Source organism: Pelomonas sp. Root405 (assembly GCF_001425165.1).
In the GTDB taxonomy this organism is placed as follows: Bacteria; Pseudomonadota; Gammaproteobacteria; order Burkholderiales; family Burkholderiaceae_C; genus Pelomonas.
The window spans coordinates 204,167-217,354 of sequence record NZ_LMDU01000016.1 but is presented as its reverse complement, the minus strand read 5'-3'; the positions used below and the strand labels follow the sequence as shown (position 1 = coordinate 217,354).

Annotated in this window: 14 protein-coding genes and 1 tRNA gene; 7 read left to right on the top strand and 8 right to left on the bottom strand. The window is 66.5% G+C overall.

Annotated elements, in window-relative coordinates; all coding sequences use genetic code 11:
- Positions 1-28: 28 nt before the first annotated feature.
- The 5 genes from ASC81_RS23810 to ASC81_RS23790 are packed head-to-tail and all read right to left on the bottom strand — an operon-like array spanning position 29 to position 3,150.
- Positions 29-802, bottom strand: a complete 774-nt coding sequence (locus tag ASC81_RS23810; protein WP_369820874.1) for a zinc-dependent peptidase — start codon at positions 800-802, stop codon at positions 29-31.
- On the bottom strand, positions 802-1,548 hold the full coding sequence (locus tag ASC81_RS27250) for a UDP-2,3-diacylglucosamine diphosphatase (RefSeq protein WP_056273067.1): 747 nt from the start codon (positions 1,546-1,548) through the stop codon (positions 802-804). Before ASC81_RS27250 ends, ASC81_RS23810 begins: the two co-directional genes overlap by 1 nt.
- A complete protein-coding gene (locus ASC81_RS27245; RefSeq protein ID WP_056273063.1) occupies positions 1,545-2,045 on the bottom strand; it encodes a peptidylprolyl isomerase in 501 nt (166 codons plus the stop codon). The genes ASC81_RS27250 and ASC81_RS27245 overlap by 4 nt, the downstream gene beginning before the upstream one ends.
- On the bottom strand, positions 2,042-2,602 hold the full coding sequence (locus tag ASC81_RS23795) for a peptidylprolyl isomerase (RefSeq protein WP_056273062.1): 561 nt from the start codon (positions 2,600-2,602) through the stop codon (positions 2,042-2,044). The genes ASC81_RS27245 and ASC81_RS23795 overlap by 4 nt, the downstream gene beginning before the upstream one ends.
- A gap of 17 nt (positions 2,603-2,619) precedes the next feature.
- On the bottom strand, positions 2,620-3,150 hold the full coding sequence (locus ASC81_RS23790) for a tetratricopeptide repeat protein (RefSeq protein WP_056273061.1): 531 nt from the start codon (positions 3,148-3,150) through the stop codon (positions 2,620-2,622).
- A gap of 131 nt (positions 3,151-3,281) precedes the next feature.
- On the opposite strand from ASC81_RS23790, the gene cysS reads away from it, so the two are divergent.
- The 6 genes from cysS to ASC81_RS23760 all read left to right on the top strand — a co-directional run bounded on the left by cysS (position 3,282) and on the right by ASC81_RS23760 (position 9,031).
- On the top strand, positions 3,282-4,652 hold the full coding sequence (gene cysS, locus ASC81_RS23785; RefSeq protein ID WP_056273058.1) for a cysteine--tRNA ligase: 1,371 nt from the start codon (positions 3,282-3,284) through the stop codon (positions 4,650-4,652).
- Positions 4,652-5,305, top strand: coding sequence for a DNA-3-methyladenine glycosylase (locus ASC81_RS23780; RefSeq protein ID WP_056273056.1), 654 nt, complete (start codon positions 4,652-4,654; stop codon positions 5,303-5,305). Before cysS ends, ASC81_RS23780 begins: the two co-directional genes overlap by 1 nt.
- Positions 5,305-6,276, top strand: a complete 972-nt coding sequence (locus ASC81_RS23775; protein ID WP_056273053.1) for an acetyl-CoA carboxylase carboxyltransferase subunit alpha — start codon at positions 5,305-5,307, stop codon at positions 6,274-6,276. The genes ASC81_RS23780 and ASC81_RS23775 overlap by 1 nt, the downstream gene beginning before the upstream one ends.
- Entirely contained in the window at positions 6,245-7,552 is a 1,308-nt protein-coding gene (gene tilS / locus ASC81_RS23770) for a tRNA lysidine(34) synthetase TilS (RefSeq protein WP_056273052.1), read from the top strand. Before ASC81_RS23775 ends, tilS begins: the two co-directional genes overlap by 32 nt.
- 60 nt (positions 7,553-7,612) lie before the next feature.
- The gene (locus ASC81_RS23765; RefSeq protein WP_056273049.1) at positions 7,613-8,890 is read left to right on the top strand and encodes an aspartate kinase; all 1,278 of its coding nucleotides are present in this window, start codon (positions 7,613-7,615) and stop codon (positions 8,888-8,890) included.
- A 48-nt stretch (positions 8,891-8,938) separates the two neighbouring features.
- A tRNA-Ser gene (locus ASC81_RS23760) sits at positions 8,939-9,031 on the top strand.
- Positions 9,032-9,106: 75 nt separating this feature from the next.
- Here the strand turns inward: ASC81_RS23760 and fdhD are convergent.
- Complete coding sequence (gene fdhD, locus ASC81_RS23755) at positions 9,107-9,871, bottom strand: formate dehydrogenase accessory sulfurtransferase FdhD (protein WP_056273047.1); 765 nt, start codon at positions 9,869-9,871, stop codon at positions 9,107-9,109.
- A 38-nt stretch (positions 9,872-9,909) separates the two neighbouring features.
- Between fdhD and ASC81_RS23750 the strand changes: the two genes are divergently transcribed.
- Positions 9,910-10,527: an FMN-binding negative transcriptional regulator gene (locus ASC81_RS23750; protein ID WP_056273044.1), complete on the top strand. Its 618-nt coding sequence runs from the start codon at positions 9,910-9,912 to the stop codon at positions 10,525-10,527.
- On the opposite strand, the gene ASC81_RS23745 is transcribed toward ASC81_RS23750, so the two are convergent.
- Positions 10,524-11,339 (bottom strand): DUF72 domain-containing protein, encoded by an 816-nt coding sequence (locus ASC81_RS23745; protein ID WP_235533755.1) that lies wholly within the window; start codon positions 11,337-11,339, stop codon positions 10,524-10,526. The genes ASC81_RS23750 and ASC81_RS23745 overlap by 4 nt on opposite strands.
- Before the next feature lie 68 nt (positions 11,340-11,407).
- On the bottom strand, positions 11,408-13,084 hold the full coding sequence (locus ASC81_RS23740) for an electron transfer flavoprotein-ubiquinone oxidoreductase (RefSeq protein WP_056273039.1): 1,677 nt from the start codon (positions 13,082-13,084) through the stop codon (positions 11,408-11,410).
- Positions 13,085-13,188: the final 104 nt, after the last annotated feature.

The window sequence follows — 13,188 nt, the reverse complement described above, 5'->3', positions numbered from 1 at the left end:
AGAAGGGACGCCTTGGCGTCCCTTTTTTTCAAGCCGCCGGGTCCTGCTTGAAGAAGCCGGCCAGCAAGTCGTACATCGCCGGCTCCTCGGCCCGCATCGCGGCGGGCGCGGCGAAGAAGGCCTCAACGGCCACGGCGAAGAACTCCTCGACCGCCTCGCCGCCGTAGGGGTCGATCAGTGTCTCCTGGCCCGCGTCGATGCGCTTGCAGAAGCTTTCCCACTCGGCGTCGATGACCGTGATCCAGCGCTCGCGTTCGTCGGCATCCAACGGCGGCACCCCGTCGGCCAGGCCATCGCGCATGTCGATGACATGGGCGAACTCATGGATGACGACATTGAAGACGTTGTCAGCGCTGAACTGGGTCGGGTCGTTGCTGACGGCGATCGCGTTCCAGCTCAGCATCAGCGGCCCGCCCTCCATCGCCTCGCCGGCCAGTTCCTCGTCGTACTCGTGGACGACGCCGTCTTCGTCCTGGTAAGAGCGCTGGGCCACGACCTCGCCCTCGTGCATGACGATGCCGACAAAGCCGTCGTACCAAGCGAGACCCAGGCGCAGCACCGGCAGGCAGGCCTGGGCGGCGACGGCGACGGCGACTTCGTCGGTCACCTCGAAGCCGTCGACGCCATGGAATTCCTTGGTCGACAAGAACAGGCTGGACAGGCGGCGCAGCTCGGCGAGGTCGTCCTCGCTGCGCTGCGCCAGGAAGGGGTAGCGCAGCAGCGTGAGCTGCCACAGCCCGTCGGGAATCGAATGGCGTTGCACTGCGCGCTGTTCGCGCCAGTAGCGCAGGGCTCGCAGGATCACAGCGGCAGACGTTGCAAACCGGCGGCCGACAAACGGATCACATCGCCTCGGGGGTGCTCGGCTTCGAAATCCCAATCGGACAACACGACGCGCTTCCGGCCGTCGCCCAGCGCGTGTTCGGCCGGGCGATGGGTGTGACCATGGATCAGCGTCGCCGCGCCGGCCTCGGCCATCAGCGCGCGGCAGGCGTCGGCATCCAGATCGGTCGCCATCAGCTGCGCTGCCTGTGCCGCGCGGCTGCCCTCGCGCATCCGGCGGCCCAGCGCCTGGCGAGCGTCGAGCGGCTGGGCCAGCACCTGCGCCTGCCATTCGGGTGAACGCACCTGGCGGCGGAAGGCTTGATACGCCGCGTCGGCCAGGCATTGCGCATCGCCGTGCACCAGCAGCCAGCGCTGGCCGAAGGCGTCGAGCACGGTGGGGTCGGGCAGGGCGGTCATGCCGGCATCCGCCAGCAACTCGGCGCCGACCAGGAAGTCGCGGTTGCCATGCATGAAGAAAAGGTCCAGCCGCTGCGATGCTTTGCGCAGCAGGTGCGCGACGCCGGCTTCGAAGGGCTCGTGGCGCACGTCGTCGCCGACCCAGACTTCAAAGATGTCGCCGAGCAGCAGCACCGCCTGCGCGGGCGTCTCGGCGAGATGCCGATCAAGCCGCGCCTGCGTGCCCGGCGTGTCCGGCCCGAGGTGAAGGTCGGACAGCAGGTCGATCTGCTGCCATTGCCTCGGTGCCGTCAGCGTGTGGATCAAACGACTTCGACGGCTTTTTCGATGATGACGTCTTCGACCGGCACATCGCCGTGGCCGCCGCGCGTGGCGGTCTTGGACTTCTCGATCTTGTCGACGACGTCCTGACCCTCTACGACCTTGCCGAAGACGGCATAGCCCCAGCCCGACGGGCTCTCGGACTTGAAGTCCAGGAAGCCGTTGTTCGTGGTGTTGATGAAGAACTGGGCCGTTGCCGAATGAGGCGCGTTGGTGCGCGCCATGGCCAGCGTGTAGTGAGCGTTCTTCAGGCCGTTGTTGGCTTCGTTCTGGATCTGCGCGTCGGTGGGCTTTTGCTTCATGCCGACCTCGAAACCGCCGCCCTGGATCATGAAGCCCTTGATGACGCGGTGGAACACCGTGCCGTCGTAGTGGCCCTTGCGGACGTAGCTGAGGAAGTTGGCAACCGACAGCGGCGCCTTCTCGGCGTCCAGCTCGATGAGGATGTCGCCGTGGTTGGTGGTGAGTTTGACTTGGCTCATTTTTTGACGGGCTCGATGAGAGCCTTGGTGATGAAGATGGGCTTGGCGGGCAGGTGCTGGTGAATGCCGACCGACGAGACCGCGGTGGTGCGGATCTTGTCGACGACGTCCATGCCCTCGATGACCTGGCCGAAGACGGCATAGCCGGTGGCCGGGTTCTCGGGTTCTCCGTCCAGACGGACGTTGTCGGCCACGTTGATGAAGAACTGCGACGTGGCCGAGTTGGGGTCGCCGGTGCGCGCCATCGCGAGGCTGCCGCGCACGTTGGACAGGCCGTTGTGCGACTCCAGCGGGATGGGCGGTTTGGTCGGGCGCTGGTTGAGCTTGCCGTCGTAACCGCCGGTCTGGACCATGAAGCCGTCGATGACGCGGTGGAAGATGACGCCGTTGTAATGGCCCGCCTTGACGTACTGCAGGAAGTTGGCGACCGACTTCGGCGCCTTCGCGGCGTTCAGTTCGATGCGGATGTCGCCTTCACTGGTCTGCAGCTTGACGGTCTGGGCTGAGACGCTGGCGGCGGCGAGCAGGGCGGCCAGAAAGAGAGCGGTCTTGGTCATGAAGGAAGGGGATTGCGTCAGCGGGTCTTGTTGAGGTCACTGGTCATTGCCAGTGTGCGGCTGATCTTGCCTGCCAATGCATCGCTGGGCGCCAGGGCGGCTTTCTGGGCGCGCTGGTAGGCACGCAGTGCCAGGCGCAACAGCACGTCGCCCAGATTTTCCTGCGCCTGCGCGTGTTCGGGCTGCAGGCGGAGCGCCTGTTGCAGCGCGGCATGGGCCTCGTCTAGCTCACCAGCGGCGGCGCGCAGCACGGCCAGGTTGTTGTACGGGTCGGCGAGATCGGGGAAATCCTGGGTCAGCCGCGTGAAGATGCTCAAGGCCTTGGCGCGCTCGCCGAGATCCATGCGCATCACGCCCAGGGCGAAGCGCAGCTGCAGGTCGTCGGGCGTGCGGGTGAGCGCCTGCTCGACTTGCTCGACTGCCTGTTGCCGCTGGCCGGCCAGCCAGAGGCGCTGGGCGCCAGTCAGGTCATCGGCGCGGACCGGCAGGGCGATCAACGCTGCGACCAGCAACAGGGGCAGCGCAAGGGTGGGGAGGGGCAGGCGCATGAGGGTTGTAGCGGGGAGCGGCGCGAGGGTCGGCCGCTATACTGATTTCATTCTATGAGCCCCGCCTGGCCGGCCCGGTGCGGGGCTTCTTGTTGGTGGCTTCTTAGGGGTGTCGCCCCTGTCCCCGTCTCATGTCCTTGCGCGTCCACAACTCCCTCAGCCGCACCCTCGAAGACTTTCAGCCGCTCGTGCCGGGCCAGGTGCGCATGTACGTGTGCGGCATCACCGTCTACGACCTGTGCCACATGGGGCACCTGCGCATGAACATGGCGTTCGACGTCATCTACCGCTGGCTGCGCGCCAGTGGCTTGCGTGTCACCTATGTCCGCAACATCACCGACATCGACGACAAGATCATCAAGCGTGCGGTCGAGCGCGGCATCAGCATCCGTCAGCTGACGCAGGAGATGAGCGACGCGATGCACCAGGACTTCGCGGCCGTCGGCTTGCTACGCCCGGACCACGAGCCGCGGGCCACCGATTACGTACCGCAGATGCTGTCCCTGATCGAGCGACTGGAAGAACGCGGCCTGGCCTATCGCGTCGACGGTGGCGACGTGAACTATGCGGTGCGCAAGTTCGATGGCTACGGCAAGCTCAGCGGCAAAAGCATTGACGACCTGCGGGCTGGCGAGCGTGTGGCGGTGGACGACGGCAAGCTGGATCCGCTGGACTTCGTGCTGTGGAAAGCGGCGAAGGCTGACGAGCCGGCGGATGCGAAGTGGGGCGCGCCTTTCGGCGAAGGCCGCCCGGGCTGGCATATCGAGTGCTCGGCCATGAGCTGCGCGCTGTTGGGCGAGAGCTTCGACATCCATGGTGGCGGCACGGATCTGCAGTTCCCTCACCACGAGAACGAGATTGCGCAGAGCCAGGGTGCCGGCTACGACTTCGCCCGTTATTGGCTGCACAACGGCTTCCTGAACGTCGACGGCGAGAAGATGTCCAAAAGCCTGGGCAACTTCTTCACCATCCGCGATGTGCTCCAGAAGTTCGACGGCGAGACGCTGCGTTTCTTCATGCTGCGCACCCACTACCGCCGACCCTTCAACTTCAGCGACGCCCATCTGGAAGATGCGCGTACTGCGCTGACGCGCCTCTACACCGCGCTCGAAGCCGTGCCGCCTGCTGACGTCGCCATCGACTGGAGCGAGCCCAGCGCCGCAGCCTTCAAGACGGCGATGGATGAGGACTTCGGTACGCCAGGTGCCATCGCGGTGCTGTTCGACCTGGCCAACGAGGTCAACCGCGACCGTTCGCCGCAGCTGGCCGGCCTGCTGAAGGCGCTGGCGGGCGTGCTGGGCATCCTGCAGCAGGAGCCGCTGGCTTATCTGCAGGGCGGCTCCAGCGACGAGGCTGCCTGGATCGCCGAGCGCATTGCCGCCCGCGCGGCGGCCAAGGCGGCCAGGGACTTTGGCGGCGCCGACGCGATCCGCGCCGAACTCTCGGCCAAGGGCATCACGCTGAAGGACGGTGCCGCCGGCACGACCTGGGTGAAGAGCTGATGGCGTCGAAGACCCCTGCCGAGGTCGCCCCGGAAGTGATCCCGCCCTATTGGGACGAGGCTTGCAAGCACCTGGTCAAGCGAGACCGGGTCATGAAGAAGCTGATCCCGCAGTTCGGCGAGGCGCGCCTGCAAAGCCGCGGTGATGCTTTCGCCACATTGGCGCGCTCCATCGTTGGCCAGCAGATCTCGGTCAAGGCCGCGCAATCCGTCTGGACGCGCTGGATCGCGTTGATGCCCAAGTTCCAGCCCGCTGCGGTGCTGGGCCTGGGTGCGGACGAGCAGCGTGCGGCAGGGCTGTCGGCCCGCAAGGTCGAATACCTGGGCGACCTGGCCAAGCATTTCGACTCCGGCCAGGTCCATCCGCGCCAGTGGGCGCAGATGGACGACGAAGCCATCATTGAAGAACTGGTCGCCATCCGCGGCATCGGCCGCTGGACGGCTGAGATGTTCTTGATATTTCACCTGATGCGCCCCAACGTGATGCCGCTCGACGACGTCGGCCTCTTGAAGGGCATCAGCCAGAATTACTTCTCCGGCGAGCCCGTGTCACGAGCCGAGGCGCGCGAAGTCGGCGACGCCTGGGCGCCATTCCGGTCTGTAGCGGTTTGGTACATTTGGCGCAGCCTGGATCCCCTACCGGTGGATTACTGATGAGCAAAAAACATTTCCTTGAATTCGAGCAACCCATTGCGGAGCTCGAGACCAAGATCGAAGAGCTGCGCTACGTGCAGAGCGAGTCGGCCGTCGACATCTCCGAGGAGATCGACCGCCTCTCCAAGAAGAGCCAGCAGCTGACCAAGGAGGTCTACTCCAACGTCGCACCCTGGCAGGTCTATCAGATCGCGCGCCACCCACAGCGGCCGCAGACGCTGGACTACTGTTCGGAAGTCTTCACCGAGTTCCAGGAACTCCACGGTGACCGCCACTTCGCGGACGACGCGGCGATCGTCGGCGGCATTGCGCGGTTCAATGGTCAGGCCTGCATGGTCATCGGCCACCAGCGCGGCAGTGACGCCAAGGAGCGCACGCTGCGCAACTTCGGCATGCCGCGCCCCGAGGGCTATCGCAAGGCGCTGCGCCTGCTCAAGCTGGCCGAGAAATTCGGCCTGCCGGTCTTCACCTTCATCGACACCATGGGCGCCTATCCGGGCATCGGTGCCGAGGAGCGCAGCCAGAGCGAGGCCATCGGCCGCAACATCTTCGAGATGGCGCAACTCGAAGTGCCCATCATCGCCACCATCATTGGCGAGGGCGGCTCCGGCGGCGCGCTGGCCATCGGCGTGGCTGACCAGGTGCTGATGCTGCAGTTCGCGGCCTACTCCGTCATCTCGCCCGAAGGCTGCGCCTCCATCCTGTGGAAGAGCAGCGAGCGGGCCTCCGAGGCCGCGGACGCCTTGGGCATCACCGCCCATCGCCTGAAGGCGCTGGGGCTGATCGACAAGATCGTCAGCGAGCCCGTCGGCGGCGCGCATCGCGATGCCAAGCAGATGGCGTCCAATCTCAAGCGCGCCTTGTCCGACGCACTGCGCCAAGTCAGCGACCTGAAGACCCGCGAGCTGCTCGACCGCCGCTACGAGCGCGTTCAGGCCTATGGCCGCTTCAGCGACACCAAGAACCGCTGACACCGTCGCGGTCGCCTTCAGCGGCGGCCTTGATTCCACAGCCCTGTTGCATGCCACTGCCCGCGCGGCAGAGGGCATTCGGGTTGTCGCCCTTCATGTCCATCATGGCCTGCAGCCGCAGGCCGATGCTTGGGCGCTTCACTGCAAGCGTGTGGCCAGTGAACTGGGCGTCGCCTTCGAATGCACGCGGCTCAGTGGTGCCCCCGGGCCCGGCGACAGCATCGAGGCCTGGGCCCGCGCGGGCCGCCACGCGGCGCTGCACGACATGGCCGCCGCGGCTGGCGCCGATCTGCTGCTGCTGGCTCACCACAGGCGCGATCAGGCCGAAACCTTTCTGCTGCAGGCCATGCGCGGCGCCGGCACGGCAGGCCTGGCCAGCATGCCGCGGGTGCAATGGCGCGACGGCATCTGTTGGGCTCGGCCTTGGCTCGACCTGCCTCGGGAAGCCATCGTCGCCTATGCAGAGCGGCATGGCCTGCGTTGGATCGACGACCCGAGCAATCTGGAGACGCGCTTCGCGCGCAACCGTCTGCGCCAGGCACTGTGGCCGGCCTTCCCGGCTGCCGAGGCGGGCTTGGCGCAAGCGGCACGCTGGGCCCAGCAGGCCGACGCGCTGGCGGCGGAGGTTGCAAGTGATGACCTGGCCGCTTCATCGACACCTGAGCGCCTGGATCTGGTCGCTTTGTCTGAACTGTCGCCGGCGCGCTGGAGCAACGCGCTGCGCGCCTGGTTGTCGCGGCACACGGCGGCGCCCGCCAGTTTGGTCGAGCGCCTGCGAACGGAGTGGCGGCCTGGCGCGACGCTGTCCTGGCCCGCAGCGGGCGGCGAGTTGCACGCCTATCGCGATGGGCTGTTCTGGGTCGCCGCGGCTCCGCATCAAACGTCCGAGGCGGCAAACATCGACCTCAGCCGCCCAGGTCGGTATCCGCAACCGGCCTGGCAGGGCAGTTGGCTTGTGGAGGCCAACCGCCCGGGCATCGCGGTGGCGCGCCTTGAGCAGTTGTCGCAGCGAAGTCGCGATGGTGGCGAGCAATTTCAGCGTGCACCGGCTTCAATTCCGCGCAGTCTCAAGAAAGCCAGCCAGGAGGCCGGCCTGCCGCCGTGGCGGCGCAGCGGCCCCTTGCTGTTCGACCAGGCCGGCCGGCTCGTCGCCATCGCAGGTCTGGGCATGGATGCGCGTGCCTTCGCGAGCCAAGATGAACCGCAGCTGGCCTTGCGCTGGGCGGAGGACTCAGCCTTGCCGCAGAGCGAAGGCGCTGGCGGTGATGACGCATAAAATCAGGGGTTTGCGAGCGTGCTCTCCTGGCCGCTCCGTCTTCAGCCTTCGCTCAAACACATGGCTCTGATCGTCCACAAGTACGGCGGCACCTCGATGGGGTCCACCGAGCGCATCCGCAACGTCGCCAAGCGGGTGGCCAAATGGGCGCGTGCCGGCCACCAAATGGTGGTGGTGCCTTCCGCCATGAGCGGTGAGACCAACCGCCTGCTCGGCCTGGCCAAGGAACTGTCGCCCCCCGGCAGCAGCCCGGCGCTGATGCGTGAGCTGGATGTGATTGCCGCGACCGGTGAGCAGGTGTCGGTCGGTCTTCTGGCCATCGCGCTGCAGGCCGAGGGCATGGAAGCGGTCAGCTATGCAGGCTGGCAGGTGCCCGTCGCCACCGACTCGTCCTACACCAAGGCACGCATCGAGAGCATCGACGACGCTCGCGTGCGGGCTGATCTTGCAGCGGGCAAGGTGGTCGTCATCACCGGCTTCCAGGGTATCGACCCGCTGGGCAACCTCACCACGCTCGGCCGCGGGGGCTCCGACACCTCGGCTGTCGCCATTGCTGCCGCGATGAAGGCCGACGAGTGCCTGATCTACACCGATGTGGACGGCGTCTACACGACCGACCCGCGCATCGTGCCGGAGGCGCGCCGCCTGCACACCATCAGCTTCGAAGAGATGCTGGAAATGGCGTCGCTGGGTTCCAAGATCCTGCAGATCCGCTCGGTGGAGTTTGCCGGCAAGTACCGCGTGCCGCTGCGCGTGCTGTCCAGCTTCACGCCCTGGGACATCGACATCAACGAGGAAGCCAAGTCCGGCACCCTGATCAGTTTTGAAGAGGACGAGAAAATGGAACAAGCCGTCGTTTCGGGCATTGCCTTCAACCGTGACGAGGCCAAGGTGACGCTGCTCGGCGTGCCCGACAAGCCCGGCATCGCCTTCCAGATCCTGGGCCCCGTCGCCGAGGCCAACATCGACATCGACGTCATCATCCAGAACGTCTCGCACGACGGCAAGACGGACTTCTCCTTCACCGTGCACCGCAACGACTATGCGCGGACGATGGACTTGCTGCAGAACACCGTCGGCCCGGCCACCAATGCGAGCAAGGTTGCTGGCGACCCCAAAATCTGCAAGGTGTCCATCGTCGGCATCGGCATGCGCTCGCATGTCGGCGTGGCCAGCAAGATGTTCCGCGCGCTGAGCGAGGAGGGTATCAACATCCAGATGATCTCCACCAGCGAAATCAAGACCAGCGTCGTCATCGACGAGAAGTACATGGAGCTGGCCGTGCGTGCCCTGCACAAGGCATTCGATCTCGACCAGGAGAACGCGGCCGCCGCCTGATTTCTCCAAATAGGACGCCAAGCGTCGTGTAGAATGCGCGGCTGTGCTGGAGTCGTGACCGAGTGGCCGAAGGTGCTCCCCTGCTAAGGGAGTATGTGGGCAAAACCTGCATCGAGGGTTCGAATCCCTCCGACTCCGCCAACGCTGAACCCCGAGTTGTTATGACTTGGGGTTTTTCGTTTTTGGGCCCTTGAAGCAAGCTTGGACGTCACACCCTCAGGCGTAGCGGGTCGCGCGCCCCTCCCGCACAAAGGCCCACAACTGCAGGCCCACGGCGCGCGCCGTCGCGATGGCCAAGCTGCTGGGCGCGGACATGCACGCCAGCAGGCCCACGCCGGCCATGGCCGTCTTGTGCACCAGCTCATGGCTCGCTCGGCTGGACATCAGCACGAAGCCGTCACGCGGGTCGGCGCCGCGGCGAGCGAGGGCGCCGGTCAGCTTGTCCAGCGCGTTATGGCGGCCGATGTCCTCACGCGCGAACAGCAGCTCGCCGCTGGGCAGGCACCAGGCCGCGCCGTGCAGGCCGCCGCAGCGCGCATTGAGCGGCTGCGCATCGGGCAGGCTGACCAGGGCGCGGTCCAGCGCGGCCGGCGAGAACGACGGCGCGGCGACGCCAGCCGGCTGCAGGGCGCCGAGCTGGGCCAGGCTTTCGACGCCGCACAGGCCGCAACCGGTGCGGCCCGCCATCACGCGGCGGCGCACCTTCAGGCGCTGCTCGCAGGCCGCCGTGACGCGCATGGCCAGCTCCATGCCCTCGGCCCGGCACTCGACCTCAACGTCAAGCAGGTCGCGAGGCGCGCTGAACCAGCCCTCGGCAAGCCCGAAGCCCAGCGCGAAGTCCTCCAAGTCCGTCGGCGTTGCCAGCATCACGGCCTGCGAGATGCCGTTGACAGTGAGCGCCACGGGCACCTCGACGGCGACCTCCTCGTCGGCCGCGGTGTTCAGGGGTCTGAGGGTCTGCAATGCGGCTGGTGGCTCCATGGCGGCGATGATAGGCACCTCGTTTTGCCGGAGCCCCCGTGTACCTGCCCGCCCAATTCAAATCTGCCGATCTGGACCATGCGCAGCGGCTGATTGCCGAGCATCCGCTGGCGCTGCTCGTCGGCCCGGATGCGGCGGGCGACAGCTTTGGCAGCCATTTGCCGCTGGTTGCGGTGCCGGACGAAAGCGGCCTGGTGCTTGAAGGCCATATGGCGCGCGCCAATCCGCATTGGGCTTGGCTGTCTCGGCAGCAAAGCTTGCTCGCCGTCTTCGGCGGTCCGAGTGCCTACGTCAGCCCGCGCCATTACGACAGCGTGCAGAACGTGCCGACGTGGAACTACGCGGCCCTGCATGCTTACGGCGACATCGCGCTGATTGACGGCCAGGCCGACAAGGATGCGCTGCTCAAGCGCCTCATCGGTCGCTTTGAGCCCGAGTACGCCGAGCAGTGGCGCGGCCTGCCCGAGGACTACCAACGCAAGCTGCTTGGCGCCATCGTCGGCTTTCGCATCCGCGTGAAGCGCTGGGAGCTCAAGCTCAAGATGAGCCAGAACCGTGCCGCCGTGGAGCGTCAGCGCATTCGCGAGTCGCTGGCGGCTTCGGAGCGCGGCGAGGACCGCGCCATTGCCGAGTGGATGGCGCGACTGGAAATTTAGGTCGCCACGTCTTCGCCCAGCGCCCGCCGCAGCGCCATCGCGGCGTGCGGCGCACGCTCCTTGGCGCCACTGATGAAGTAGACAAAAACGTCGCGCGGCGCCACGGTTTGGGCCGACGCCGGCTCGATGCGCGGCACGCCGTCCGGCTCGCCGCCGGTGGCCCACGTGCGCGCCGCCTCCGCCAGTTGTGGGAAGACCTCGGGCTTGCAACCCAGCGGCTCGTCGGAGTGGGTGCGCATGATGCGGGTGTAGACGAAGTCGCCGGTGGGCTCGGCAATCGGCGGGTAATCGTCGGACTCGGTGAACACCGTCGCCGCCTTGTATTGGCGCGCCAGCGCCAGGTACTCGGCGCATTGAAAGCTGGCGTGGCGCACGTCCAGCGCGTGGCGCAGCTTGATGCCGTCGACGTCGGCCGGCAGCAGCTCAAGAAAGGCCGTCAAGTCGGCCGCGTCGAAGCGGTGCGAGGGCGCCAACTGCCAGACGATGGGGCCGAGCTTGTCGCCCAGTTCCGCAATGCCGCTGTCGATGAAGCGCTTGATCGAATCGGCCCCGGCGGCCAGCACGCGGCGCTGCGTGGCGAACCGGATGGCCTTGAGCGAGAACATGAAGCCGTCGGGCGCCGCGTCGCGCCACTTCGCGAAGGTGGCCGGCTTCTGGGCACCGTAGTAGGTGCTGTTGATCTCGATGGCCGTGAGGCGCTGGCTGGCGTACTCAAGCTCGCGCGCCTGCGGCCAGCCCTTGGGGTAGAAGTTGTCCCGCCAGGGCTCGAAGTTCCAGCCGCCGATGCCGACCCTGATGGTGCCTGTGCTCACGCTGACTCCTGCCGATGACTGGATGGAAAACCAGTCTATCGGTCAGTGCAGATAGCGCGCAAGCGCGTTTACATCCCCGCGTAGTTCGGCCCGCCGCCGCCCTCGGGCGTCACCCAGACGATGTTCTGCGTCGGGTCCTTGATGTCGCAGGTTTTGCAGTGCACGCAGTTCTGCGCGTTGATCTGCAGGCGCTGGTTGCCGCCCGCCTCATTGGGCACGAACTCGTACACACCCGCCGGGCAGTAGCGGCTCTCAGGGCCGGCGTACTTGGCCAGGTTGACCTGCACCGGCACCGAGTCGTTCTTCAGCGTCAGGTGGGCCGGCTGGTTCTCTTCGTGGTTGGTGTTGGAGATGAAGACGGAGGACAGTTTGTCGAAGGTCAGCTTGCCGTCCGGCTTGGGGTAGGCGATGGGCTTGCACTCCGCCGCGGGGCGCAGTGACTGGTGGTCGCCCTTGTGGTTGTGCAGCGTCCATGGCGGGTTGCTGACGCCAAGCTTGGGCAGCAGCCACTGCTCGATGCCGGTCATCAGCTGGCCCGTCGTCTTGCCCTTCTTGAACCAGAGCTTGAAGTTGCGCGTCTGCTGCAGCTCCTCGTTCAGCCAGCTCTTCTCGAACGCCTCGGGGTAGGCGACCAGCTCGTCCTGCGCGCGGCCCGCGTCCAGCGCCGGGGCGAGGGCTTCGGCGGCCAGCATGCCGCTCTTGATGGCTGCGTGGCTGCCCTTGATGCGGGCGGCGTTCAGGTAACCGGCATCGCAGCCGATCAGGCAGCCGCCGGGGAATACCGTCTTGGGCAAGGCCTGCGGCGTGCCGTTGTTGATGGCGCGGGCGCCGTAGCCGATGCGCTTGCCGCCTTCGATGTGGGCGCGGATGGCGGGGTGGGCCTTCCAGCGCTGCATCTCGTCGAAGGGGCTGAGGTAGGGGTTGTCGTAGTCCAGGCCGATGACGAAGCCGAGCGTGACCTTGTTGTCCGCCAGGTGGTACAGGAAACCGCCACCGAAGGTGTCGCCCTCCATCGGCCAGCCGGCGGTGTGCACGACCCGGCCGGGCTGCGCCTTGCCCGCCGGGATCTCCCACAGTTCCTTGATGCCGATGGCGTAGGTCTGTGTGTCCTTGCCTTCGGTGAGCTTGTACTTCGCCAGCAGCTGGCGGCCGAGGTGGCCACGCGCACCTTCGGCAAACACCGTGTACTTGCCCAGCAGTTCCATGCCGAGCTGGAAGTGGTCGGTCGGCTCGCCGTCCTTGCCCAGTCCCATGTTGCCGGTGGCCACGCCGCGCACGCGGCCCTGCTCGTCGTACAGCACCTCGGCCGCGGCAAAGCCGGGGAAGATCTCGACGCCGATTGCCTCGGCCTGCTGGGCCATCCACTTGACGACGTCGGACAGGCTGATGACGTAGCCGTCGTGGTTGTGGAAGTTGCGCGGCACCAGCCAGTCGGGCGTGCGGGTGCTGCCGGTCTCGCTGAGGAAGAGCACGTCGTCACCGGTCACCGGCTGGTTCAGCGGGGCGCCGAGTTCCTTCCAGTTCGGGAACAGTTCCGTGATGGCGCGCGGGTCCATCACAGCACCCGACAGGATGTGCGCGCCGGGCTCCGAGCCCTTCTCCAGCACGACGACATTGGCGTCGGGCTTGATCTGCTTCAGGCGGATGGCCGTGGCCAGGCCGGCGGGCCCGCCGCCGACGACGACCACGTCGTACTCCATGGACTCGCGGGGGCCGAATTGGGCCAGGATTTCTTCGGAGGTCATTGCCAAATCTCCAGCAGCATTGAATTGCGCGCGATTCTAGAGAGGACGAATCGCAAATCGAACGGTCGTGCTTTTTTAGTGCGAGCAGCCTATGTCGGTAGGAT

Bases quoted from the DNA above. Each gene is read 5' to 3' on its own strand.
- cysS (WP_056273058.1), top strand. From the start codon at position 3,282: ATGTCCTTGCGCGTCCACAACTCCCTCAGCCGCACCCTCGAAGACTTT.
- ASC81_RS23740 (WP_056273039.1), bottom strand. From the start codon at position 13,084: ATGACCTCCGAAGAAATCCTGGCCCAATTCGGCCCCCGCGAGTCCATG.
- ASC81_RS23790 (WP_056273061.1), bottom strand. From the start codon at position 3,150: ATGCGCCTGCCCCTCCCCACCCTTGCGCTGCCCCTGTTGCTGGTCGCA.
- ASC81_RS23795 (WP_056273062.1), bottom strand. From the start codon at position 2,602: ATGACCAAGACCGCTCTCTTTCTGGCCGCCCTGCTCGCCGCCGCCAGC.
- tilS (WP_056273052.1), top strand. From the start codon at position 6,245: ATGGCCGCTTCAGCGACACCAAGAACCGCTGACACCGTCGCGGTCGCC.
- ASC81_RS23775 (WP_056273053.1), top strand. From the start codon at position 5,305: ATGAGCAAAAAACATTTCCTTGAATTCGAGCAACCCATTGCGGAGCTC.
- fdhD (WP_056273047.1), bottom strand. From the start codon at position 9,871: ATGGAGCCACCAGCCGCATTGCAGACCCTCAGACCCCTGAACACCGCG.
- ASC81_RS27245 (WP_056273063.1), bottom strand. From the start codon at position 2,045: ATGAGCCAAGTCAAACTCACCACCAACCACGGCGACATCCTCATCGAG.
- ASC81_RS23780 (WP_056273056.1), top strand. From the start codon at position 4,652: ATGGCGTCGAAGACCCCTGCCGAGGTCGCCCCGGAAGTGATCCCGCCC.
- ASC81_RS23765 (WP_056273049.1), top strand. From the start codon at position 7,613: ATGGCTCTGATCGTCCACAAGTACGGCGGCACCTCGATGGGGTCCACC.